Source organism: Marinobacter sp. (genome assembly GCF_041595835.1).
Classification (GTDB): domain Bacteria; phylum Pseudomonadota; class Gammaproteobacteria; order Pseudomonadales; family Oleiphilaceae; genus Marinobacter.
The window spans coordinates 15,997-38,852 of record NZ_JBFHJO010000025.1 but is presented as its reverse complement, the minus strand read 5'-3'; the positions used below and the strand labels follow the sequence as shown (position 1 = coordinate 38,852).

At 51.9% G+C, this 22,856-nt stretch carries 20 protein-coding genes and 1 tRNA gene; 17 read left to right on the top strand and 4 right to left on the bottom strand.

The window, feature by feature from the left end; genetic code table 11:
* The first annotated feature begins 58 nt into the window (after positions 1–58).
* From lpxA to ehuA, 8 genes are all read left to right on the top strand, one after another.
* The gene (gene lpxA, locus ABYA77_RS09725) at positions 59–850 is read left to right on the top strand and encodes an acyl-ACP--UDP-N-acetylglucosamine O-acyltransferase (protein ID WP_372965765.1); all 792 of its coding nucleotides are present in this window, start codon (positions 59–61) and stop codon (positions 848–850) included.
* A gap of 18 nt (positions 851–868) precedes the next feature.
* The gene (gene lpxB / locus ABYA77_RS09720) at positions 869–2,053 is read left to right on the top strand and encodes a lipid-A-disaccharide synthase (protein ID WP_372965764.1); all 1,185 of its coding nucleotides are present in this window, start codon (positions 869–871) and stop codon (positions 2,051–2,053) included.
* Positions 2,046–2,729 (top strand): ribonuclease HII, encoded by a 684-nt coding sequence (rnhB, locus tag ABYA77_RS09715; protein ID WP_372965763.1) that lies wholly within the window; start codon positions 2,046–2,048, stop codon positions 2,727–2,729. The genes lpxB and rnhB overlap by 8 nt, the downstream gene beginning before the upstream one ends.
* 74 nt (positions 2,730–2,803) lie before the next feature.
* Positions 2,804–2,880, top strand: a tRNA-Met gene (locus tag ABYA77_RS09710).
* A gap of 66 nt (positions 2,881–2,946) precedes the next feature.
* Positions 2,947–3,843 carry a DMT family transporter gene (locus ABYA77_RS09705; RefSeq protein ID WP_372965762.1) on the top strand — a complete coding sequence of 299 codons (897 nt, stop codon included), beginning with the start codon at positions 2,947–2,949 and terminating at the stop codon, positions 3,841–3,843.
* Between the two features lie 312 nt (positions 3,844–4,155).
* Positions 4,156–4,821 (top strand): ectoine/hydroxyectoine ABC transporter permease subunit EhuC, encoded by a 666-nt coding sequence (ehuC, locus tag ABYA77_RS09700; protein ID WP_372965761.1) that lies wholly within the window; start codon positions 4,156–4,158, stop codon positions 4,819–4,821.
* A gap of 3 nt (positions 4,822–4,824) precedes the next feature.
* Entirely contained in the window at positions 4,825–5,496 is a 672-nt protein-coding gene (gene ehuD, locus ABYA77_RS09695) for an ectoine/hydroxyectoine ABC transporter permease subunit EhuD (protein WP_372965760.1), read from the top strand.
* Positions 5,493–6,311, top strand: a complete 819-nt coding sequence (gene ehuA, locus ABYA77_RS09690; RefSeq protein WP_372965759.1) for an ectoine/hydroxyectoine ABC transporter ATP-binding protein EhuA — start codon at positions 5,493–5,495, stop codon at positions 6,309–6,311. Before ehuD ends, ehuA begins: the two co-directional genes overlap by 4 nt.
* A 10-nt stretch (positions 6,312–6,321) precedes the next feature.
* Here ehuA and ABYA77_RS09685 read toward each other — a convergent pair whose 3' ends face one another.
* Both ABYA77_RS09685 and ABYA77_RS09680 read right to left on the bottom strand, forming a co-directional pair.
* Positions 6,322–7,164 (bottom strand): transporter substrate-binding domain-containing protein, encoded by an 843-nt coding sequence (locus ABYA77_RS09685; protein ID WP_372965758.1) that lies wholly within the window; start codon positions 7,162–7,164, stop codon positions 6,322–6,324.
* Positions 7,165–7,279: 115 nt separating this feature from the next.
* A complete protein-coding gene (locus ABYA77_RS09680; protein ID WP_372965757.1) occupies positions 7,280–8,287 on the bottom strand; it encodes a hypothetical protein in 1,008 nt (335 codons plus the stop codon).
* 317 nt (positions 8,288–8,604) lie between these two features.
* Between ABYA77_RS09680 and ABYA77_RS09675 the strand changes: the two genes are divergently transcribed.
* The 4 genes from ABYA77_RS09675 to ABYA77_RS09660 all read left to right on the top strand — a co-directional run bounded on the left by ABYA77_RS09675 (position 8,605) and on the right by ABYA77_RS09660 (position 15,476).
* Positions 8,605–10,317, top strand: a complete 1,713-nt coding sequence (locus tag ABYA77_RS09675; RefSeq protein WP_372965767.1) for an autotransporter assembly complex family protein — start codon at positions 8,605–8,607, stop codon at positions 10,315–10,317.
* The gene (locus ABYA77_RS09670; RefSeq protein WP_372965756.1) at positions 10,314–14,087 is read left to right on the top strand and encodes a translocation/assembly module TamB domain-containing protein; all 3,774 of its coding nucleotides are present in this window, start codon (positions 10,314–10,316) and stop codon (positions 14,085–14,087) included. Before ABYA77_RS09675 ends, ABYA77_RS09670 begins: the two co-directional genes overlap by 4 nt.
* 257 nt (positions 14,088–14,344) lie before the next feature.
* A complete protein-coding gene (lexA, locus tag ABYA77_RS09665; RefSeq protein ID WP_372965755.1) occupies positions 14,345–14,953 on the top strand; it encodes a transcriptional repressor LexA in 609 nt (202 codons plus the stop codon).
* A 43-nt stretch (positions 14,954–14,996) separates the two neighbouring features.
* Positions 14,997–15,476: a cell division inhibitor SulA gene (locus ABYA77_RS09660; RefSeq protein ID WP_372965754.1), complete on the top strand. Its 480-nt coding sequence runs from the start codon at positions 14,997–14,999 to the stop codon at positions 15,474–15,476.
* A 6-nt stretch (positions 15,477–15,482) separates the two neighbouring features.
* Here ABYA77_RS09660 and ABYA77_RS09655 read toward each other — a convergent pair whose 3' ends face one another.
* Both ABYA77_RS09655 and ABYA77_RS09650 read right to left on the bottom strand, forming a co-directional pair.
* Positions 15,483–15,743, bottom strand: a complete 261-nt coding sequence (locus ABYA77_RS09655) for a hypothetical protein (RefSeq protein WP_372965753.1) — start codon at positions 15,741–15,743, stop codon at positions 15,483–15,485.
* Positions 15,744–15,810: 67 nt separating this feature from the next.
* A complete protein-coding gene (locus tag ABYA77_RS09650) occupies positions 15,811–16,308 on the bottom strand; it encodes a DUF6586 family protein (protein WP_372965752.1) in 498 nt (165 codons plus the stop codon).
* A gap of 206 nt (positions 16,309–16,514) precedes the next feature.
* Between ABYA77_RS09650 and ABYA77_RS09645 the strand changes: the two genes are divergently transcribed.
* The 5 genes from ABYA77_RS09645 to ABYA77_RS09625 all read left to right on the top strand — a co-directional run bounded on the left by ABYA77_RS09645 (position 16,515) and on the right by ABYA77_RS09625 (position 22,771).
* Positions 16,515–17,873, top strand: coding sequence for a DUF1329 domain-containing protein (locus ABYA77_RS09645; RefSeq protein WP_372965751.1), 1,359 nt, complete (start codon positions 16,515–16,517; stop codon positions 17,871–17,873).
* 90 nt (positions 17,874–17,963) lie between these two features.
* Positions 17,964–18,293 (top strand): SOS cell division inhibitor, encoded by a 330-nt coding sequence (locus ABYA77_RS09640; protein WP_372965750.1) that lies wholly within the window; start codon positions 17,964–17,966, stop codon positions 18,291–18,293.
* 104 nt (positions 18,294–18,397) lie between these two features.
* Entirely contained in the window at positions 18,398–19,846 is a 1,449-nt protein-coding gene (locus ABYA77_RS09635; RefSeq protein ID WP_372965749.1) for a sigma-54 dependent transcriptional regulator, read from the top strand.
* Positions 19,847–20,056: 210 nt separating this feature from the next.
* Positions 20,057–21,322, top strand: coding sequence for a PAS domain-containing sensor histidine kinase (locus tag ABYA77_RS09630; RefSeq protein WP_372965748.1), 1,266 nt, complete (start codon positions 20,057–20,059; stop codon positions 21,320–21,322).
* Between the two features lie 3 nt (positions 21,323–21,325).
* Positions 21,326–22,771: a sigma-54-dependent transcriptional regulator gene (locus tag ABYA77_RS09625; RefSeq protein ID WP_372965747.1), complete on the top strand. Its 1,446-nt coding sequence runs from the start codon at positions 21,326–21,328 to the stop codon at positions 22,769–22,771.
* The last annotated feature ends 85 nt before the right edge of the window (positions 22,772–22,856 follow it).

The following is a 22,856-nucleotide window of genomic DNA, read 5'->3' as shown; positions in this document are numbered from 1 at the left end:
TGGTCGATGGAGACGTTGTGTGTGTGGCAGAAATACTTACCGCTGAGAGAGAAGTTTGATGGCGACAAATGACTGGTCGGGTGTCCATCCTCAAGCGATTGTGGACCCATCAGCCAAACTGGCGGATAACGTGACAGTAGGCCCCTGGAGCTACATTGGTCCTGGCGTGGAGATCGGTGAAAACACCGAAATTCTCTCCCATGTTGTGGTTAAAGGGCCAACGGTTATTGGCAAAAATAACCGCATTTTCCAATTCTCCAGTATTGGAGAAGAGTGTCAGGACAAGAAGTACGCGGGTGAACCTACAACACTCGTGATAGGTGATAACAATGTTATCCGGGAGAACTGTACGATCCATCGGGGCACCACCCAAGACCGGGGGGAAACCTGTATCGGTAGTGATAATCTGCTGATGGCATACGTGCATGTTGCGCACGATTGCGTGGTTGGAAACCATACAATTCTTGCTAACTGTGCAACTTTGGCTGGCCATGTAACTGTGGGCGATTACGCCATTCTGGGTGGGGGAACTATGGTGCATCAGTTCTGCCATATTGGTCCTCATAGTATGGCTGCCGGTGGAAGTATTGTGCTTAAAGATATTCCCGCTTATGTCATGGCTAGCGGGCAGTCAGCACAGCCTCATGGGATGAACGTCGAAGGCTTGAAACGTCGCGGCTTCAGCTCAGACGATTTGTTAGCTTTGCGCCGTGCCTACAAGGTGATCTACCGTCAGGGTCTTACTAACGAACAGGCGTTGGTAGAGCTGGAGCAGAGCTTTGCTGGCACCCCTGTGGTTCAACCGCTGATTGCCTCGCTCCGGGGATCGGAACGCGGCATCATCCGCTAAGTCGGCAGGAGACTGTCGTTGGCAGACGTTCAGGCTGGCTCGGTCAGCTCTCGCAAAGTTACCATTGCAATCATTGCCGGAGAAGCATCGGGGGATATTCTCGGTGCCGGGCTGATTCGCTCGCTTCGCCTTCGTTACCCCAACGCCCGTTTTGTTGGTATTGGCGGTGATGAAATGGTCGCTGAAGGTTTTCATTCCCTGGTGCCCATGGAGCGGCTTTCGGTCATGGGGTTGGTTGAAGTATTAGGCCGTATTCGCGAGCTGTTCAGCATTCGCGCCCGGCTGCTGGATTACTTCTTCAATACGCCTCCCGATGTCGTTATAGGCATCGATTCTCCTGATTTTACTCTGGCCATAGAACGCCGCTGCCGAGAGGCGGGTATTCCTTCCGTTCACTATGTCAGTCCCTCCGTGTGGGCGTGGCGTCAGAAGCGTATTTTTAAAATCGCTAAATCCGTTGACCTGATGCTCACTCTGCTTCCTTTTGAGGCCAGGTTTTACGAAGAGCATGACGTTCCGGTTGCGTTTGTAGGGCATCCACTGGCAGATAGAGTGCCAATGGAGCCGAACACGCTTGCTGCCCGTGAAAGTCTTGGTCTTGATCCTGATAAGCCTGTTCTGGCTGTATTACCTGGAAGCCGGGGAGGGGAAGTTGAGCGCCTGGGTACCCTGTTTCTTGAGGCCTCTCGTTGGCTGCAAGAGCGCAGACCTGATGTTCAGCTGGTGATTCCTTGTGTAAATCGTGACCGGGAGAAGCAGGTACAGGGGCTGGTTGAATCCCTTGAGGTTAAATTGCCTGTAACCCTGGTTAGAGGTCGTTCCCGTGAAGTAATGGCCGCCAGTGATGTAGTCATGCTTGCATCGGGCACTGCGACGCTGGAAGCCATGCTGTTGAAAAAGCCCATGGTGGTGGGTTACCGGTTGAGTAACCTGAGCTTTAAAGTGCTGTCGCGTTTAGTCAAAGTGCCCTGGGTGGCTTTGCCAAACCTGTTAGCCCAAAAAGAGCTGGTGCCTGAACTGTTGCAAGATGATGCTACTCCGGAAGCGCTTGGCGCTGCGGTATTGGAGCGGTTGGAAGATGAAACGGGACGTGAGAGCCTGAAAGAAATCTTCATGGAGCTTCATTGTGCACTCAAACAGAATGCTGATGAACGCGCTGCAACTGCGATATCTGAACTGATGGAGCGAAAACATCGTGGCTAGCAGAGATCTGCCGCCTTTTGAGTGTTCCTATCAGGGGGGCTTGCTTGCGGGTGTTGATGAGGTTGGCCGGGGGCCACTGGTAGGCGCTGTTGTGACGGCTGCTGTAATCCTTGACCCTGAACGCCCGATTGATGGTTTGGCTGATTCGAAAAAGCTGACCGAAAAGAAACGATTGATGTTGTACGATGAAATCATCGAAAAGGCGCTGGCCTGGAGCCTTGGTCGCTGTGAGCCCGAAGAAATTGACCGCCTGAATATCTATCAGGCCACAATGCTGGCAATGAAGCGGGCGGTAGATGGCTTGGTGGTCGCGCCGGAGTATGTTCTGGTGGATGGTAACCGTTGCCCGGAGTGGGCCTGGCCTTCGGAGGCGGTAGTGAAGGGTGATAGCCGGGTCGAGGCGATCAGTGCGGCGTCGATTATTGCAAAAGTAACTCGAGATAAAGAAATGGAAGCGCTGGAGCTGAAATATCCAGGCTTTGGTTTTGCTAAACATAAAGGGTATCCCACACCGGTTCATCAGGAAGCGCTGATGCGCTTGGGTGCCACCCCGGAGCATCGTCGATCATTCCGGCCTGTGCGGGAAGCGATCGATACGGTTGGTGTTTATCAGGGCTCGGTTAGTATGGACGGTGCCATGACCTACCCATCCGATTTGTTTGAAGATATTGGTTGACGTGTTAAAGGGCAGTCTGTATTATTTGCGCCACGTTGATCAGGGTTCTCCCTGAAGTACAACGAAAAGTTTGATGCGGGGTGGAGCAGTCTGGTAGCTCGTCGGGCTCATAACCCGAAGGTCGTTGGTTCGAATCCAGCCCCCGCTACCATATAAAAGAAAGGCAGATCAGTAACATACTGGTCTGCCTTTTTTGCTATTGGGGGTTCTGAAACGGATGAGTTCGTACATTCTGGCCGCAATTTTTTCTGCCATTTTCATGGGCACAATCGGTGCGATTTCTATCTATGCAGGAGTGAGTGCTGAAACGGTTACTTTTTACCGTTTATTTATCGGTGCGATTCTTATGGGCATTTTCCTGTTGCTTACAGGGCAAAAGGAGAAAGTGTGCACCTGGCCCGGTATCAAGGTCCTGGTGACTGGAGTGTTTCTCGCCGGCTTTGTTGTTTTTTATGTGATGGCCATGACCTACACCAGCATGGCGAATGCAGTCATGCTTATGTATCTTGCCCCGGTCACGGCCTCTGTTGTGGCTCATTTTTTTATGGGGGAGCGGCTTTCGGGTTTGAGTGCGGCTTTGATCGTGCTGGCCCTGTTTGGCTTTGCCATGATGATGGAGTTCAACTTTAACCTCTCTGGGAGAGCAGAAGAGGCTGTTGGTCTGTTTTATGCGCTCTGTGCCATGCTGTGCTATGCCGCATTCATATTGATCAATCGCTTGATTCATGAACGGGTGCATGTGTTGACTCGAAGTGGATACCAAATGCTGGCTGGCGCGCTTTGCATGCTGCCTTTGATGGTTTTACAAGGAGACAGCATCAATGGGGCCCAGTGGGGCTGGTTGACTGCAGCGGGTATCGTTCCCGGATTTCTTGCAATTATGCTGGCGGTTGTAGCGCTCAGGGCACTTCCCGCGGCAACGTTTGGGACATTGGCCTATCTGGAACCTATCACCGTTGTTGCGCTGGCCTGGGTTCTCTTTGATCAAAGCCTGAGCACTATGCAAATGACCGGAAGTGCGTTAATTATCGTTTCGGGTGTAATTCAGGCTGTGGTGTCGGAAAGCGGTTCGCGCAGAGATTCGTTAGAGTCTGACGTGGTTGCTGGCCGCTAACTCTATCCAGAAGCTATATTTCTATGCGGTGTTAGCGCCATGCTGTCGGGGGTTGTGGTTTGATGAAGTTTACAGGTCGAATGATATGAGGGAGGTTTATAGTGCCAATAATGGCCGGTTTTGGGTGGTGACCTGATCGTTCATGGGCAATTTTGGCTGAATTTGTGTAATAATAGCTAGCTGTTTATTCAAGGCTAAAGTTTACAGGACTACAGAAGTAGTTCTGCTATCAAGTAGAACTCTCCTGAATACTATTTACTAGCCGCATTCAGTTTAACCAGCAGGCGATGAGCCCAAAGGCCAAATATAACGATGCCCTATCTTGAATTTCTTGAAACCTATAGCGGCCGATTTTTAGACGGTACGCTGATTACCTTAGGGCAGTTCGGGTTGGCCGTTGTGGTGGCGGTCATTGCGGCACTCGTCTCGGGTTTGATGAAGATGGCCCGCTTCAAAGCTGTGCGTGGTATAGCGGTTGTTTATATCGAGATCTTTCGTGGCACGTCCCTTCTGGTGCAGCTTTATTGGTTTTACTTTGTGCTTCCGTTGTTCGGCATCACCATGGATAAGTTTACGGTTGGTTTTCTTACTGTGGGGCTGTGCTATGGCGCTTATGGTGCCGAGTTGGTGCGTGGAGCTATCCAGTCCGTTCCGAGAGGTCAGTGGGAAGCGGCATTGGCACTCAACATGTCGACCGCGCAACGTATGAGGCGGGTCATCCTGCCTCAGGCTTTGGTTGCTATTTTGCCGCCATGGGGCAATCTGATGATTGAGATTTTGAAAGGAACGGCGCTGGTCGCTCTGATCTCTGTTGCTGATCTTATGTTTGAAACGCGCCAGATTAACAACAACACCTACCTGTCAGCACAGGCCTTTGGCACTGCACTTATCATTTACTATATCTTTGCTCGATTTATGGTCACGCCCATCATGCGTTGGCTCGAACGGGTTATGGCGCGCAAAATCGGACGGGCTTAAATCATGCTTGACTGGAAACTGGACTTTACCTGGGAAATCCTGCCCCGCTTGCTTGCAGCAGCAGGCAATACCATGCTGGCCGCTGGTGGTGGTTATGTTGTGGCTGTGGTTCTTGGGCTGGTGTTTGCGCTTGCTCAGCGCACACCGTCGCGCCTCCTGACGTTCGTGGTTCGTGAGTTGGTGGAATTTATTCGCTCAACGCCGCTGCTGTTGCAAATCTTTTTTATCTATTATGTGGGCCCTCAGTTTGGCTTGCGTCTGTCACCCTGGAGCGCCGGATTGATCGCTATTGGTTTGCATTACGCTGCCTACCTGTCGGAAGTGTATCGAGGCGGCATTGAAAGTGTTCCTAAGGGGCAGTGGGAGGCAGCTCGGGCCATCAATCTGTCTACGGCCAAAACCTATCGCCGCATCATTATTCCACAGGCTCTTCCGCCTGCGTTGGCCGGGATGGGTAACTACCTGGTGGGTATTTTTAAAGATACGCCGATGCTGTCTGTTATTGGTGTGGCGGAATTGATGCATGCTGCCAACTCTATTGGCGCTGAAAACTTCCGTTATCTTGAACCTTACACTATCGTCGGTCTGATCTTTCTGGCGATTTCACTACCTACAGCCTGGCTCCTCCGCCGATTCGAGACAGCATTACGCCGCAATATGGGACTGACCAGATGACACACGACATGAGCCAATATCCGCTGAAACTTGAGGGCGACAATGTACCCATGGTTCGGTTTCAGAATGTGACAAAAAAATACGGCAACTTGACGGTGCTGGATGGTTTGAATCTTGATGTGACTGAAGGAGAAATGGTCACCATCATTGGTCCGTCAGGTTCAGGTAAAACAACTGTATTGCGTATGTTGATGACGTTGGAGACCATCGATAGTGGTGTCATCTATGTTGATGGCGAACCTCTGACCCACATGGAAAAGAACGGTCGCCTGGTGCGCGCAAACGCGGCTCATTTGCGTAAAATTCGTTCGAAGATTGGTATGTGCTTTCAGCACTTCAATCTGTTTCCACATATGACGGCTCTTGGTAACTGTATTGAAGGGCCGATGCAAGTGCTCGGGCTTTCAAGGAAAGAGGCTGAGGAGCGTGCACTGGAACTCCTTGACCTGGTAGGTATGGCGGACAAGCGCGACCAACATCCTTCGAGGCTTTCAGGTGGGCAGCAGCAGCGTGTTGCTATCGCGCGTGCTTTGGCCATGCGACCGAAGGTGATGCTGTTTGATGAAGTAACTTCAGCGCTGGACCCAGAGGTGATCAGTGAGGTGACGAGCGTTATTCGTGGACTGGTTGATCAGCACAACCTGACGATGTTGATGGTGACGCACCAGATTGGTTTTGCACGGGAGATTTCAGATCGGATTTGCTTTTTCTATAGCGGTCAGATTGAAGAGCAGGGATCGCCGGAAATGCTTCTGGACAATCCCCAGAAAGAACGCACCCAGCAGTTTCTGAGTGCGGTCCTGGAAGCAAACTGATCCAAGTGGATCAGTTTGCTTTGCAGGCATCTTCCATGGTCAGGTCGCCAGGCAAGAATGCTTCGATGTAATCGTCAGGTGTGACGGTTGCCATCATTTCTTCAGAGCCTATGTATTCTTTCAGGGCTTTATTGAAGGCAAGGCGGAACTCTTTGTCTTCTGGGCGAAAGCCAATTCCCACAACCTGCTTGTCACGACCTACAAAGTTTGCTGGGTCAGACATGTCTAAGTTCTCGTCTATGTCTGCTGCGTGCTTGGCTTCAAGTACGTTGGTGGCAAGTGCGTCAACGCGGCCTGTGCGCAAGGCTGCGAGTGCTTCGGTTGTGCCAGGGACTTCGGTGATGTTGCTCGCTGGAACACCTGCGTCTTTGGCATCTTTCAGAGTGTTGTAGCCTGAGGGTGCAACCATGGTCAGGTTCTGGTCAATCAGGTCCTGATAGGTCTCAATGTTTTTTGGATTGCCCTTGGGTACCACAAACGTATCACCGAAGGCACCAATTGGATCTGAGAAGTCCATGTTTTCGCAACGAGCTTTAACGATGTACATCCCGCCGGTAACCATATCTACCCGGCCGGCTTTCAGGCTGGGGATCAGGCTGGACCAGTCAGTCAGTACGGGTTCGATGTTGGTGTGACCCATGCGCTTGAGCACGTCTACAGCTATGCCATTTACAAAGCCCTTTGGGGAGCCGTCGTTACCTGCATAAGCCCATGGGGGCGCAGCGGCAAAGCCTAAGCGGATAGTTTCACCATCTGCAATGCGTTCTTCAAGCGTGCCGGCTTGAACGGAGCTGGCTGCAACCAGCGCGCTTAATGCCAGCGTTTTAATCCAATTCGTTTTTAATAACTTCATCGTTTGCCTCGTTTTATCATTTTTAAATGATTCCACTTATTATGGCATAATTTGGACACTAACTTTTACTGTTGTAAGGAATTTAGGGCGGACCTCTGAATTTGTGAGGGCGATTCTAGGGAAGGTTGTTGCGCCAATGCTTTACGTGAACCTGGGTTTTGATTGCTTCGATGATCTCAGAAATCAAGGCAATCAGTGCTTCCTTGTTGTCGTCTTGGTCTGCATTTGCTTTGGGCTCGGGTAAAAATACGTTAACGATGTCTTCGATAAATGCATGATTAGTGGACGAAGCAAGATCGTCCAGAATCTGGTGAATCACATTGGCGACAATATCGCCCACGGCATTTTCCAGGGTGTCCTGGATCGTGGGGCCGACCACGGGTAAGTATTTAAGACGCGAGAGCTCCAGGTTTTGTTTCAGAGCATTGTCGACCCGGTGCTCAAGGTAGGCGCGTAACGCGCCTCGATTTGGTATGTACCCTTGCTGTGCGGCTTCTGCGACCCGGGCTGATAGCCAGTTTGAGAGCATTTCTCGCCTGGGGTACAAAATGTCGTGCTGAATTCTATCGAACAGTGGCGATCCCGACTGTACTTCACGTTGAATGCCGCTGAGTACCTTGATAACAATACGATCCGACAACTCCTCCATAAATGCGTCGTAGTAGAACGCAACGAAGGTGTATAACCGGGTGCTGGTGAAATCGATAATTTTATATTGGTGGAGCCGGTAAATGATCGAAAAAATCCGTAGGACCCTCAGAAACCGTAAGCTGCCGACAGGAATACAACCAATCAGGTCGTACCAGTGTATAAACGGGTAGAAATACCAACGGTCGTATATTTTTGCCTTGATGGAATAACCCCACCGAATAACGAATTCCGTCAGAAATATCCACACAAAAGCCAGATCGTAGAAGATGAAACGTTCATGGATGGGGTGATACACAGCCTGTGCTGTCGGCAAATACTCTTTTAGGAGGTTTTGCACAGCAATGAAGCTGTAGATGGAGTCCCAGATAATGAATGTGAGGTTGATGATCAATAGGCCTAACATCAAAAAATCGATAAGGAACCAGGTCATCTGATGGCTGGCTTTCAGGTTTTCGCGATTGATCCTGAGCATTCTGGCTACCTGTAAATGAAGCAGGGACTAATCATAAGTCTCTGACAGGGTAGCCTATTTAGCCCCGCACAACGACTTGGCAGAGGGAAAGCCAGAGCCCAGCTTACCTGCCGTTTTTAAAAATCCCGGATTTGGAGCCGCTGCGTACCCGCTCAGTATCTGGGACACCCTTGCTGTGCATTTGTTATATCAGGCGTAGCACGGCTGACAGGGGACCGGTAAACTCACGTTTCTATAGCAGGGACTTATGAATCAACCTGGTTGGGATGCCGGTACACTGTATGATGCCACCCTTCTTTCGAAAACAAATCGTGTTCATGGCCTTCGGGCTGGTGGTGCTGGGCTATTCCTGTCTGGCTATGGGGAGCCAGGTTCAAGTGCAGGTGGAAGGTGATTATGGTGCGTTGGAGGATAATGCCCGCATATTTGTCGGAGAAGTCGAAGGCAGAACTGGCGATGGCTTGAGGCGTTACGCGCCAACAGCGATTGAGCAGGTTAAGGAAGCTCTCCGTGCTTTGGGGTATTACAGCCCGAAAATTAGCTGGGAGGTGAATGAAGGTGAAGAAGGGCTTGCCGAGTTGCTGTTGACGGTGGTTCCCGGAGAGCCCGTCAGAGTGAGGCAACGGAAAGTTGTTATTAGTGGGCCGGGAAAAGAAGACACGGAACTCTTGGGCCGGTTGCCTGAGCAGCCCAGGGTGGGCGATGTGCTTAATCATGGCGAGTATGACAACTTGCGTCAGAGCCTCCAAAACAGCGCCGGCCGATTGGGATACTTCGATGGAGAGTTTGAAGCTCGCGAGCTGAAGGTTGATCCGTTGAAAAAGGTCGCCGATATAGATTTGCGTTTTCGTTCCGGAAGCCGGTATCGCTTGGGCCCCGTTACGTTTCTCGAGGGACATGGATTCGATCAGAGTTTGCTGGATCAATTTGTAACATTTGAGCCAGGTGATCCGTTTCATGCAGGTGAGGTGGCTAAACTCAGCCGTGATCTGTCTAACAGCGGTTATTTTTCCGGAGTTGATCTTGATGCTTCGCCAAACAGTGCGGAAGACGGGGTGATACCGGTAACCATTGGCCTGACCCCCAGAGAACGCCGGTCTTTAGCTGCCGGTGTGGGGTTTTCAACGGATGTGGGGCCCCGTTTTCGCGGGAATTGGCGGGAGCATTATACGAATTCCATGGGGCATCGTCGTGGCTTGGACACAGAGTTATCGGAGCTGCGTCAGAATATTTCAGGTTGGTATGAGCTGCCTCTCGACCCTCCAATGACTGACTCTATTCGTCTGAGTACGGGTTATCAGCGAGAGCAGGTTGAAGATGTTGAGTCGGAACTGCTGACGTTGGGGCAGCAGTGGCGTCATCAGCTAGATAACGGTTGGATGCAGGTTTTGGCGATTCGCTGGGAAGGGGAGCGCTACACCATCGGTGAGGATGACGAGAATACCTCCAGCCTTATGTTGCCGAGTATCGGATACTCCAGGCTTGAGTCTAATTCCCCCTTAGATCCCTCAAAAGGTTTTCGCTTACAAGTTGATGTCACTGGTGCCCACAGGGCGGCTCTGTCAGATGCCGATATTTTGCATGTTAATTTTCTGGCTCGTGGCCTCTATACCCTGGCTGACAATCATCGTTTTTTAGCCAGGTTCAATGTGGGTGGCGTTGCTACCAATCAGTTTTCAGACGTACCTCCTTCGTTGCGATTCTTTGCGGGTGGCGATCAATCGGTGCGCGGCTATGCCTACGAAACACTGTCTCCTACGGATGAGGATGGCGCAGCAGTCGGTGGGCGCTATCTTGTGGTTGGCAGTGCTGAATATCAGTATGAGTTTGCAAAAAACTGGCGGGTTGCAGCGTTTATAGATGAAGGTAATGCCGTGGATGATATTTTTGACCCCTTGGCCACGGGTGTTGGAATGGGCATTCGCTGGGTGAGTCCTGTTGGGCCGCTAAGGCTCGACCTTGCCCAGGGCCTGAATGAATCTTTTGGCGGAGATTGGCGAGTCCACTTTTCTATGGGACCTGAATTGTGACACAGCAGTCTGTTAAGCCAGATAATCCTGACCAGCCAGAAGTCGTCAGGGGAGCACTGAGGCGGTCTTGTTGGTTTTGGTTATTCGTCGTTTTTGCGCTGACCGTTTTGTTGCCTTTAGTGCTCTTTAGTTTGGTGCTTCTCGCCTTGAATACTGACAAGGGGACAGCCTGGGCACTGGAAAAAATTCCGGGCTTTCAGGCTGAAGCCGGGAGTGGGTCCTTGTTGGGCCGATGGCAGGCGGATCGCCTGGAATGGCAGGGCTATGGCGTAGGTGTTCTGGTTCAGGCACCAGAGGTGGACTGGTCCCCGACTTGCCTGTTTGAGCTAAGGGTTTGTCTCGATACCCTCAAGGCAACTCGCATCGACGTAGCGGTTCAACCTTCTGGTGAAGAAGGCCAGGAGCGCGGCACTATCAACCTTCCCGATATCAATTTACCGCTGACCTTGAATGTTAATAATGTTGGTTTGGGCACACTGACGATTAATGGCCGCACAATATGGGATCGCGTTGAGCTAATGTCGAGTGCCTCTGGCGCCAGCCTGAATATTGACCATGCGTCTTATGTTCTGGGGGATCTTCGGGTGAGCGCCAGTGGCTGGGCTGAAATGCGCAGAGACTGGCCCCTTGATTTAAATGTGAGGGTCGAGCTTCCCCCACCTGCAGGCGACTCCTGGTTGCTGGATTTAAACCTTGCCGGCAGCGTTAGAGAATTGAGGGTCGCCGGGCAGAGCGAAGGGTACCTGGGGGCTAACCTGAAGGGGGCTGTCGAGCCTCTTGAAGCCGGTCTTCCGGCAAGGCTTGCTATTGAGTCGCCTGCATTTCTGGCTCACGATAGCCTGCCGCCAACGCTTATGTTGAATAATCTGGTTCTGGGCCTGGACGGTTCGTTGGCAGACGGTTTTTCGGCAAATTCCCATGCGGTACTGCCCGGGGCGAACGGGGATCTCCTTATTACTCTGGAAGGGCTGGTTACGACTACGGCTGTAACGAATCTGAATCTTTCGCTTTCCGGCCCGGCTGCGAATGAACGCAACGAACCGGGAACCTTCGAAGCTTCAGGTTATGTATCGTGGGAAGATGGGCTCAGCGCCAACGCCGATATTAACCTTGATCTATTTCCTTGGTTTGCGTTGGTGCCCGGCATGCAGGCTCCGCCTGTTGTTTTGGAAAAACTGCAGGGCCAGGCAAGTTATCGGGATGGCACTTATCTGGCTGACTTGGAAGCAAGGGTTGATGGGCCCCGTGGCATCGCAGATTTGATTGCGAGTGTGAGTGGTGATCTTGAATCTCTGAATATCGGTCAGTTGGACATGACAACCGGTGCAGGTTCCCTGAGCGGGCAAGCTGAACTGGGATTTTCCGGCCCTCTGTCCTGGCACGCAGAGCTGATGCTGGATAAGTTTAATCCTGGCTATTGGTTGCCGGTGCTGGAATCCAGTTTAAACGGCCGGGTTAATACTCAGGGCCAGCTTCAGAGTCGTGGGTTGCCCTTGATGTCCGCCAACTGGAATCTGGCGGGCAAATGGCAGCAGCAGATAGCCGAAGCCAAAGGCAATTTAGTGAGTGACGGAGCGGATTGGACGCTCAGAGATCTTCTGGTTTCTGTTGGTGATAATCGGGTAACTGGGAGTGGCTATTTAGGCACGGGTATTGGGGCAGACTTGGTGATGCAGTTGCCCCGCCCGGATCTGATTCTGCCCGGGCTTGGCGGTGCTTTAACCGCCAGGTTAACGGCTGCAGGGAGTGCGATGGACCCTGAAGCAAAACTCTTTGTGAGTGGCCGGAAACTGGCGTGGCAAGAGCTGATTCAGGTTGAAAGTCTCGATGTTGAAGCTGCCCTAGCGGCCGGAGAGGTATTGAATGCCAGTCTGGTGGCCAGAAATATTACAGCTTCGGAGCAGACACTTGACGCAGTGACATTTTCCGCCAAGGGAACACGACAAAGTCATACACTTTCACTGGCGGCAACCCATCCGGAAGTATCAATGCTGTTGGAGGTCGTCGGCAGCCTGGGAGACGACTTGCTCAGTTGGGGTGGGGCTCTGACCCGCGGCGAAATTGATGTCCCTGGCCCTGGGCAACTCTGGGTAATAGATCAGCAGACAAAGCTGACTTATAGCGCTGAAGGGCACGTTGCTGTCGGGGCCCACTGCTGGCGCTGGGAGGATAGCTCTGTTTGTGCTGAGGATCAGCAGCTTTGGCCTGACACGAGAATAGCCTACCAGATTGCCCGGTTCCCCACGCTCGCACTGGAGCCTCTGTTCCCCGAAACCTTCCGTTGGACTGCCTTGCTTGATGGCGATATCGAAGTGTCGTTCACTGACGCCGGCCCTGATGGCCGGATCAGCATGGATGCAGGGGAGGGGGCTTTCAAATTTTTAGTACTCGATGACTGGGAAATACTGAGCCATCAAACTTTCACTGTGGATGCGCTGCTGAAGCCTGCGTTAGCTGAATTGTCTATGGTTCTGAAGGGGCCGGAGTTAGGGGAGTTCGCGACTGAGTTGGCGATCGACCCATTATCGGCTGAACACACGGTGGATGGAGCGTTCAGTCTGAAAGGTCTGGATCTTGCGTTTGCTTCGGCATTTCTGGGGCTGGAGGAAGTTTCAGGTCAGGTTAATGGTGAAGGAAAACTGGTGGGCCCTTTGTTAAAGCCGCGAGTAACGGGAGAATTGGCACTGACCGGAGGGCGTTTTTATGATCCCAAATTGCCGTTGCCCATGCATGAGACGGTGCTGGCCCTAAAATTCCTTGGCTACTCAGCAGACATTAGTGGGCGCTGGCAGAGTAATGATCGCAGCAAAGGGCAGCTGTTGGGGACCCTGGACTGGCAACAAGAGCCGGATTTGATTCTGAACATTAAAGGTGACCGGATACCGGTAAATTTTGAGCCCTATGCTGCAGTGGAAGTGGATCCGGATCTGGATATCCGATTGCGTAGTGGCGAGTTATCGGTGTCTGGCCGCGTTGGGGTGCCCAGAGGGCGGATCGAGGTTAAAGCGCTTCCTGAATCCGCGGTGTCTGTATCCGAGGATGAAGTGATTGTGGGTATGGAGCGTGAAGAGCCAGCGATTCGAACGATTCTGATGGACATTGTGGTGGTGGTGGGTGCCGACGAGGTTACCCTGGACGCTTTTGGGCTGACGGGGGAGCTTCAGGGAACGCTTCGGATTGGCAATGACATGGATACCCGTGGTGCTTTACGGTTGATTAATGGCCGGTACGAAGCTTACGGTCAGGATCTCGACTTGCGCAGAGCAAGGGTGGTGTTTGTGGGAGCGCTCACTGAACCCTACCTTGATATCGAAGCCATTCGTGAGGTGGATGCGGTCGTAGCGGGGATCCGGCTGAGTGGGCCAATCAGCGCCCCGGAAACCGAAGTGTTTTCTGAGCCCTCAATGCCCCAGAGCGATGCGTTGTCTTATGTAATTCTGGGTCGGCCACCGCAGAGTCGTGGTGATGAGGGGCAAATGAGTGCGGCTGCCATTTCACTTGGCCTTACACAAACCAGCGAATTTACTCAGAGTGTTGGTGATGAACTGGGCATTAAAAACCTGATTCTTGAGGCTGAAGGTTCGGGAGATCAGGCGTCTGTCGTTGCCAGTGGCTATATTACAGATGAGCTAAGCCTGCGTTATGGTGTGGGGATCTTTGAACCCATCACCACAGTCGCTTTGCGTTATGATCTGGGCCGATACTTCTATTTGGAAGCTGCCAGTGGGCTGGCCGCTTCACTGGACATATTCTACACCCGGGATTTCTGAGCCCGCAGTTTTCCTGCCTCTTACCAGCCTCCTGGCGCGATCTTTTATACCGTCGTTCGGAGGCATTTTACCCTTCTCATATACGCTGATGACCCAGGCGGGTTGCTTCATAACCTCATGGTGCACCGGCTCCCGGAGCGTTTTCTTCCTTATTACCGGAGATAAATAACAGATTACAGGGTTTACACTGGATAAAACACTGTATATAGTCAAATCACTGTATAAACAACCAGTCATAATTATCCGGAGCGCCCTTCATGAAACTGACCGCCAGACAGTCCCAGGTACTGGATATTATCCGGCGTTACCTCGACGAAACAGGGTACCCGCCAACCAGAGCAGAAATAGCGGCAGAGCTGGGTTTTCGTTCCGCGAATGCTGCAGAAGAGCACTTGAGAGCACTGGCGAGAAAAGGTGCAATCGAGATGGTGCCTGGTGCAAGTCGCGGTATACGTTTGCCTGAAGCTGAGCCGGACCTGGGGCTACCGGTTATTGGGCAGGTAGCCGCTGGCAGCCCAATTCTGGCTCAGGAGCATATTGAAGACCATTGTGCATTGCAGCCTGATTTCTTTTCACCCAAAGCAGACTACCTGTTGCGGGTGCGTGGTATGAGTATGAAAGATATAGGTATTCTGGATGGTGACTTACTTGCGGTTCACAGGACTCAGGACGTTCACAATGGCCAGGTTGTCGTGGCTCGCGTTGGTGATGAAGTTACGGTAAAGCGGTTCCGTAAAGAGGGGCGAAAGGTTTGGTTACTGGCAGAGAATGAAGAGTTTCGTCCGATTGAAGTGGACCTTTCTGAACAGGAACTCTTTATTGAGGGGCTGGGTGTCGGTGTTATCCGGCGTTCCGAGCTGCATTGAGTACCCGAAAGTCAGTTTAGCGTTAATTGCAGGTAGGTGAGTGATGGAACAGTTGAGCTTCAATCATAATATGGCGTTTCAACCGGCGGCGGTTGCCTCGGCACATGCTGCCTCATATGACCACAGGCTGGCAGAACACCGTTGTTCATCGCCAAAGCCGGTTGATTTTCGGGGTAATGTCACCGAGATCATTTTGCCGGAAGGGCAGGTAGAGAATTTTCAGATGCTACTGCCGATGCTGACCCAGCTCAACCAGGAAAAGCGCTGGCTGGCTTGGATAGACCCGCCCCATTCGCTGGTCTGTAAGTGGCAGAAAATGCACGGTATCGTTACCGGTGAGATTCTGGTGCTGCGCTCAACCCCGGATATCCCTGCACAGCAGCTTGCTGAATTGGCACTCGGCGCTGGAACTTGCCATGCTGTTGTGCTGTGGACAAACAAGCTGGCGCGCTCCGCTTTTGAGTCTCTTCAAAAAGCATCTGCCCAGGGCAATAGTCACGGAGTTGTTCTGCGCCAGAGGTGAACGTGGTTAGTGCAGAGTATGGCGGGGCTGGGAATTGCCCATCTCGCCTTCCTCGTCATCCCAGTCGATATCATGGGCAACGGTGCCTACGGCCTCTATTCCTGCAGCAATCATAGCCTTGGCTATATTCATGTCTCTGCCTGCCATCATTTCCCTGGCCTCCTGCGAGAATGAAATGCGAACCAGGGGTGCAGTATCATCATCTATGCGACGCAACGCATAGTCGCCATTAGAAAGCTGAACAATCTCGAAAAACGATGGTGACATTCTTTGGGCCTTTATCTTGGTGCGGTTTGTTCGTGGGCTTGTTTCAGTTAACGGGGCGTTGTGGCTGTTACCACTCGCTCTGCCGCTCTTCCAGTGCACGGGTAAACTCGATCATGGCTGTCAGAGTTTTTTCAAGGCTTTCTGGTGACCGGTCTGTCACTTGCTCTGACGAAACAGCGATAATGTTTTCCGCTGAAACTGTCTTTTTTGGCACGGGCGGTTGCTTCATTGCTTTTTCAAGCTGTTCCAGGTGATACCACCAGCTATTCATGTCTGCAGCGAGAGCTTCAAGGTTGTCAATTTCCTGAGTATCGTAGGGAAGCAGAGCTTTAAGTTCTTCTAAGGAGCGGGGTTCTGCGTGTTTTTGCTGATGATAACGGGCGATCATGGTCAGCAGTGTAGCCCTGGCTCGTAGTAATAGTTCCGCGATTCCCTGGGTCAATGCTTCTCTCAGTGCCACGCTCTGGCCAGCTTTGGCTATCTGATTGGCCTGGCCGAGCTGAGCCAACAGTATTTGAGCCAGATATAGCTTCTGTGAAGCCAGAGAGTACCATTGTGACGCCATTATCCACCTGCACAGGAATAGAGCCTAGAAAAAATTAAGCGGAACACTCTATCATTTTTAGTTCTGCGTTTCTTCCTGCTTTAACTGGAATCTCGGTCACAAGAAACTACAAACATTCACTTGAAACGGTCGTTTGAATTTAGCCAAAATGTCATACTTTAGGTGCTTTTCAAGCACCTATGCGACACTTGTTGGAGGTTAAAGGGATGCGAAACCGTTTATTTACGGCCGTGATAGCCGTGGCTCTGGGCGTTTCTGGTTCGGTATGGGCTAATGTTACTCCCGCTGAAGCGGCCCGGTTGAAGGCCGACTTGACGCCTGTAGGTGCCGAGAGAGCGGGGAATGCAGCGGGTACCATTCCGGAATGGCAGGGAGGTCTGTCAACGCCACCAGAAAACTGGCGTGAAGGGACCATTGAAATTGATCCGTTTCCGGACGATAAAGCACTGTTTATCGTCACCCAGGATAACCTGGAGCTGTACCGCGACAAGTTGACCGATGGCCATATCAAAATGCTCAAACAGTATGGCCCTGAGTTTTTCATGCCGGTCTATCAAACCCGCCGGACAGCGGCCTTCCCAGAAGCTATATACGAAAAATTTTACGATAATGCCCTGACAGCAGAGCTGCTGGATAACGGAAATGGCGTGCGTAACACCATTACGACCAGCCCTTTCCCCATCCCGAAAAATGGTCTTGAAGCTATCTGGAACCATATTCTTCGTTACCGGGGTGAAGAAGTGTCTTTCCGCAGTGGATCTGCAACGCCACAACGGGATGGCAGTTTCAACTCGGTTGTTAATCAGTATGACTATTTCTTTTCATACAGCCGGCCAGATGCCGATCTTGAAGAAATTGATAACAAGATTTTTTACCTGAAGACCGATACATTGGAGCCGAGTACGCTGGCCGGCACCATTACACTGGTCCATGAAACGCTGGATCAGATTCGGTCACCTCGTATGGCCTGGCGTTACGATGCGGGTTCACGTCGCTTGCGTCGTTCACCTAACCTAGCCTATGAGACGGATCTTCCGAACTCGTCCTCTTTACGTTCTGTTGACCAGAAGGATATGTATAACGGTGCGCCGAATCAGTACGACTGGGAGCTTAAAGGGAAGCGTGAAGTTTTGGTTCCATACAATGCTTACCTGCTACATGATAGCGATGTGCGGCCGGGAGATGTCATTCGTGCGAACCACATCAACCAAGAACTGACACGTTATGAGCTGCACCGTGTATGGGTGGTAGAAGCTAAACGTCGCACGGGGATCAGCCATATTTATGATCGTCGGGTTTTCTATATCGACGAAGACAGTTGGCAGGTGGTTGTATCTGAGGAATACGATGAAGCGGGTGAGCTTTGGCGGGTTTCCGAAGCCCACAATATAAGCTACTACAGTGTGCCAGTGTTCTGGACTACCATGGAAATGACGTACGATCTAAAGGCTCAACGTTATTACATTGATGGTCTGGATGATGGCTATCCGGCTTATGATTTTGCACCCGGCTACCGTGGCAACGAGTTTACTGCATCTGCAGCCCGCCGGGCTGCTCGTCGGTAATTTCCATCAAGCCGCTGCATACTCGTGCAGCGGCTCCGTTAAAGGGGTTGCCAGGCCGCAGTTTTTATACACGTTACAGGAGACAGCTGGATGGTTAACCCCGATTTCCTTTTGGCAAACGTTGATCAGCTGCATGTTCAGTTGCAAGAGGCGTTGAACTCTAAAGACTGGGATGCTCTTGCGGAGCTGAGTCAGAAAGTAAAGCAGACGGTGAGCCCCTTGATGGATGCGATGGAGCGTGGAGATGTGTCGCCGAACCTGGTGAAGCAACGCCTTGAGTCCCTGAATCAATTTGTGCTGGCTGCAGAGCAGGGTGCTACGCGAGCGAGAGAGGAGGCCAGGGAGTCATTGCAAGGTGTCAATAAGAACCGCAATGCGGCCCAGGCTTACGCAAACATTTCCTCTAATCGATCGAAATAACGTCATGATGGTATATCTATCTCTTGAAAATGGCGTCATAAAATTGACTACCGGCCCCGGACAGTCTTAAATACCGCTCAAATCCCCGACAGAGATTTCTGTGCATGTCGAAAAATAACAAAGTGCTGGTGCTTAGTGAAGATGAAACACGGCGCCGTGATTTGGTTACTATTCTGGAGTTTGTCGGTGAAGATCAGGTGTTGGCGGGTGACGAAGCGCTGGCGCTTTTGGAACGTGGCGATGCAGACGAAATAGACAGTGCGTCGGTCGTGTTTGTGCACGGTGAAGATCCTGGAGCAAAGGCCGCCATCACCGCTGTTTGTGATTCGGCTCCTGGATTGCCCATCCTGTTGGTGGGCGACATGGACACCTCGAGTCTTGCTGACAGCCATGCCTCCCGGATCATCGCTCGCATGGAGTGGCCTCTTAACTATACGAAATTTGTCGATTCGCTGTATCGCGCCCAAATTTACCGTGACCAATTCAGTCGTACCCAGGAAAGAGGCCAGCAACGGGGGGTTCAGCTCTTCCGCAGCCTGGTAGGGACCAGTCGGAGAGTGCAGCAGGTTCGTCAATTGATGGAGCAGGTTGCAGATAAAGATGTCAGTGTTCTCATCACGGGTGAATCTGGTACAGGTAAAGAAGTTGTCGCCCGCAACCTGCACTATCACTCGACTCGTCGGGATAAACCATTTGTTCCGGTGAACTGTGGCGCGATCCCTGCGGAACTTTTGGAAAGTGAACTGTTTGGTCACGAAAAAGGCGCGTTTACCGGAGCGATTACAGCAAGGGTCGGCCGTTTCGAATTGGCTGAAGGTGGCACGCTGTTTCTGGATGAAATTGGTGACATGCCGCTGAATATGCAGGTTAAGATCCTGAGAGTTCTGCAAGAGCGAACATTTGAACGTGTAGGTAGCAATCGCACTCAATCCGCGGATGTCCGTATCATTGCGGCCACGCACAAAAATCTTGAAAGCATGATAGAAGCCGGAGATTTTCGGGAAGACCTTTACTATCGCCTGAACGTATTCCCCATTGAAATGCCTGCGTTGCGTGAGCGGGTGGAAGATCTTCCGCTGCTCATTAATGAGTTGATCTCCAGAATGGAAAAGGAGAAACGTGGCTCTCTGAGAATGAATTCGGCCGCAATCATGAGCTTGTGCCGACACGACTGGCCTGGCAACGTCAGGGAGTTGGCGAACCTGGTAGAGCGGCTGGCCATTATGCACCCTTATGGAGTGATTGGTGTGCAGGAGCTTCCGAAGAAGTTCCGATACGTGGATGATTATGATGAAAACCGGCCGGTTGAAGATACAGGTATGCCTTCGGCCATCCCGGGATTGGTCGGTCTGGACTCCCCAGCCTTGCTTCCGGTTAATGGGATTGATCTTAAGGATTACTTGTCTAATCTGGAGCGTCAGCTTATCCAGCAGGCTTTGGATGAGGCTTCCGGGGTGGTGGCCAGAGCTGCTGAGAAACTTCGTATTCGCCGGACTACCCTGGTGGAAAAAGTTCGCAAATACGGTCTTCGGGACGGCGCAGAAGAAACTTGATTCCTTCCTTAAAGCGGCGTCAAAGGATTGTAACCTGTTGGCGCCGCACTCATGAATATCTGACGGAAAGTCGTCATATTCTCTTTTTTGTTTTCCCTTCCTTGTTGAAATATAACGAAAAATCAAACCTGGCATAGTCTTGGCTTAACTGATTCCAAACGAAACATCCGAGTGGTCTGGTTCATGTGAACCGGTCTCAGGGGGAAGGTTATGAGTCAGGTACAATTTGTTCTGGAGCAGCAGCATGCCAACCATGCTGCCATAGGCGTTAATGCTGCCGCTGATGCTAATGACAAGGTAACGGCGCTGTTTCCACAGCAAGACGATGAAGCTGTCGACTCGGCGCTGGAGCTGTTCAACCGGATGTCGCGCCAGATTACCGACTCTTATCGAACGCTTGAGTCCAGAGTGAATCAGTTGTCTGGCGAGCTTTCCCATGAATCTCGTCAGCGGCAGCAAGAGCTGGAAGAAAAAGAACAGCTGGCAGACCGTTTGTCCACGCTCTTGAAGGCCTTGCCTGCGGGTGTTGTGGTTCTGGACGAGCGTGGCGTTGTAAGTCAGTGCAATCCGGCAGCACTTGCGCTATTGGGCGAGCCGCTGGAAGGTGAACGCTGGATTGATGTGATCAAACGCTGCTTCTCACCTCGTAGTGATGATGGCCACGAAGTTTCTCTGAAAGATGGTCGTCGGGTCAGCATTGAAATAAGGACCATGGAAAATCAGCCAGGCCAACTTATTCTGCTGACCGATCTTACCGAGACGCGCCAATTGCAGTCACAGCTTGCGCATGCTCAGCGCCTTTCTGCGATGGGTAAGATGGTTGCATCACTGGCTCACCAAATTCGCACACCACTTTCCGCAGCCATTTTGTATGGCGGCCATCTTAGCCAGTCTGACCTTGATGAAGAGTTGCGTCAGCGTTGTGCATCGCGCCTGATGTCCCGTTTGAGTCACCTTGAGCAGCAGGTTCGGGATATGCTGATTTTTGCCCGGGGCGAAACCCGGCTGGCGGAGGAGTTGTCTGTAGATAAGTTGGTTGTTGCTCTCGAATCTGCTGTTGATGATTTGAAGCTGGCTCCGGGCACAGCTGTTTCTGTGAACAACTCGGTCGCCGAACCTTGTGGTCTGATGTGTAACCGCGACGCGTTGGTTGGTGCCTGCACAAACCTGGTGAATAACAGTTTGGAGGCTGGCGCCACGGAGGTTAGCTTGAACATAGTCGCTTCCAGAAGTGGGCTCGAAATTCGCGTTCTGGATAATGGTCCTGGTTTCGAGTCGGGCCAGGCGGGCAAAATTATGGAGGCGTTCTACACCACCAAATCGCATGGAACCGGCTTGGGTTTGGCTGTGGTTCAAGCGGTGGTGAAGGCTCATCGGGGCGAGTTTTCGATTCAGTCTGCCGGGCAGTGTGGTGCCGAGGCCGTGATGCGGTTGCCCACTCTTGCCTGCCAGTCAGAAAAACAGGTGGAGGTATAAACCATGGCTAAGGCCCAGATTCTGATAGTAGAAGATGACCAGGACCTGAGGGAAGCTTTGGTCACAACGCTTGAGCTGGCAAGGTTTCGGGTTTGTGAAGCGGCAAATGCCGATGAAGCCTTGGCCAGTCTGGCGCGAAACCCTGTCGATATGGTGATCAGTGATGTCAATATGCCGGGCCTTTCTGGCCATGAGTTGCTGAGCGAAGTGCAGCGGATTTATCCGGGCCTTCCAATGATGCTGATCACCGCCTATGGGCAGATCAGTCATGCTGTCTCTGCCATGCAGTCTGGCGCCATTGATTATCTGGTTAAGCCGTTTGAGCCCCAGGTTCTGGTGGAAGCTGTCAGTAAAGTGGTTGGTGGGGCGCGTCAGGGCTCAGCAGATCAGCCTGTAGCGGAAGATCCCATCAGTAAACGTATGTTCCAGTTGGCTACAAAAGTAGCCGCCAGCGACTCTACCGTAATGATTTCCGGGGAGAGTGGGACTGGTAAAGAGGTTTTGGCACGCTTTATCCATGAGCAGTCTCCCAGGGCTGATAAACCGTTCGTGGCCATCAACTGCGCGGCCATTCCGGAAAATATGTTGGAAGCCATCTTGTTTGGTCATGAGAAGGGGGCATTTACCGGAGCGGTTGCCACGTCACCGGGTAAGTTCGAGCAGGCTAATGGCGGTACTATCTTACTGGATGAGATTTCAGAAATGGATCTCGGGCTGCAGTCTAAGTTGCTTCGGGTTTTGCAGGAGCGTGAGGTGGAGCGAGTGGGTGGCCGTAAGACCATTGCACTTGATGTCAGGGTGTTGGCTACAACGAACCGTGATCTTGCCGATTACGTACGTGAAGGTAAGTTCCGGGAAGATCTGTATTACCGCTTGACGGTGTTCCCCATGCGCTGGCAGCCGCTGCGTGAGCGCCCACTGGACATTATGCCGCTAGCGAAATCGTTGCTGAAAAAACATTGTAGGAAGATGAAGCTCACGGGCATCAGTCTGGCTGAAGATGCGCGTAAAGCCCTGACAAGCTATAGCTGGCCCGGTAACGTGCGTGAGCTGGACAATGCGCTTCAGAGAGCTTTAGTGCTGCATCAGGGTAATGTGATTCATGCTGGTGATCTGTGTCTGGAGATGGGGATCACTGGTGCTGGCGAGTTCGCTCAACCGGTTGCGCCAGCCCCCGAATTGGGCGTGCACTCCGATTTCTCAGGGGAGTCAGTGGTTGAAGAGGTTTTGTCTGAGGCTGAAGAGCCGTCCAGCGATGTTGCTGGTTCTTTAGGTGATGATCTGCGCCAGCAGGAATTCCGTATAATTATTCAAACTCTGAAAAAGGAGGGCGGGCGTCGTAATCGCGCTGCGGAACAACTGGGTATTAGCCCGCGAACATTGCGTTATAAATTGGCACAAATGCGCGATGCCGGTATTGATCTGGATGCTGAGCTGGCCGTCGCCTGAGTGCTTTTCTCGTTTCCTCTGCGTTAACTCCTTCAGGCACCCTTAATGGGTGCCGATTTTTTGTCCGCTTCAGCGAACCTCTTTA

What these genes read in the sequence shown, in the direction of transcription:
- lpxA (WP_372965765.1), top strand. Translation starts at nt 59, where the DNA reads ATGGCGACAAATGACTGGTCGGGTGTCCATCCTCAAGCGATTGTGGAC.
- ABYA77_RS09705 (WP_372965762.1), top strand. Translation starts at nt 2,947, where the DNA reads ATGAGTTCGTACATTCTGGCCGCAATTTTTTCTGCCATTTTCATGGGC.
- ehuC (WP_372965761.1), top strand. Translation starts at nt 4,156, where the DNA reads ATGCCCTATCTTGAATTTCTTGAAACCTATAGCGGCCGATTTTTAGAC.
- ehuD (WP_372965760.1), top strand. Translation starts at nt 4,825, where the DNA reads ATGCTTGACTGGAAACTGGACTTTACCTGGGAAATCCTGCCCCGCTTG.
- ehuA (WP_372965759.1), top strand. Translation starts at nt 5,493, where the DNA reads ATGACACACGACATGAGCCAATATCCGCTGAAACTTGAGGGCGACAAT.
- ABYA77_RS09685 (WP_372965758.1), bottom strand. Translation starts at nt 7,164, where the DNA reads ATGAAGTTATTAAAAACGAATTGGATTAAAACGCTGGCATTAAGCGCG.
- ABYA77_RS09680 (WP_372965757.1), bottom strand. Translation starts at nt 8,287, where the DNA reads ATGCTCAGGATCAATCGCGAAAACCTGAAAGCCAGCCATCAGATGACC.
- ABYA77_RS09675 (WP_372965767.1), top strand. Translation starts at nt 8,605, where the DNA reads ATGGCCTTCGGGCTGGTGGTGCTGGGCTATTCCTGTCTGGCTATGGGG.
- lexA (WP_372965755.1), top strand. Translation starts at nt 14,345, where the DNA reads ATGAAACTGACCGCCAGACAGTCCCAGGTACTGGATATTATCCGGCGT.
- ABYA77_RS09660 (WP_372965754.1), top strand. Translation starts at nt 14,997, where the DNA reads ATGGAACAGTTGAGCTTCAATCATAATATGGCGTTTCAACCGGCGGCG.
- ABYA77_RS09655 (WP_372965753.1), bottom strand. Translation starts at nt 15,743, where the DNA reads ATGTCACCATCGTTTTTCGAGATTGTTCAGCTTTCTAATGGCGACTAT.
- ABYA77_RS09650 (WP_372965752.1), bottom strand. Translation starts at nt 16,308, where the DNA reads ATGGCGTCACAATGGTACTCTCTGGCTTCACAGAAGCTATATCTGGCT.
- ABYA77_RS09645 (WP_372965751.1), top strand. Translation starts at nt 16,515, where the DNA reads ATGCGAAACCGTTTATTTACGGCCGTGATAGCCGTGGCTCTGGGCGTT.
- ABYA77_RS09640 (WP_372965750.1), top strand. Translation starts at nt 17,964, where the DNA reads ATGGTTAACCCCGATTTCCTTTTGGCAAACGTTGATCAGCTGCATGTT.
- ABYA77_RS09635 (WP_372965749.1), top strand. Translation starts at nt 18,398, where the DNA reads ATGTCGAAAAATAACAAAGTGCTGGTGCTTAGTGAAGATGAAACACGG.
- ABYA77_RS09630 (WP_372965748.1), top strand. Translation starts at nt 20,057, where the DNA reads ATGAGTCAGGTACAATTTGTTCTGGAGCAGCAGCATGCCAACCATGCT.
- ABYA77_RS09625 (WP_372965747.1), top strand. Translation starts at nt 21,326, where the DNA reads ATGGCTAAGGCCCAGATTCTGATAGTAGAAGATGACCAGGACCTGAGG.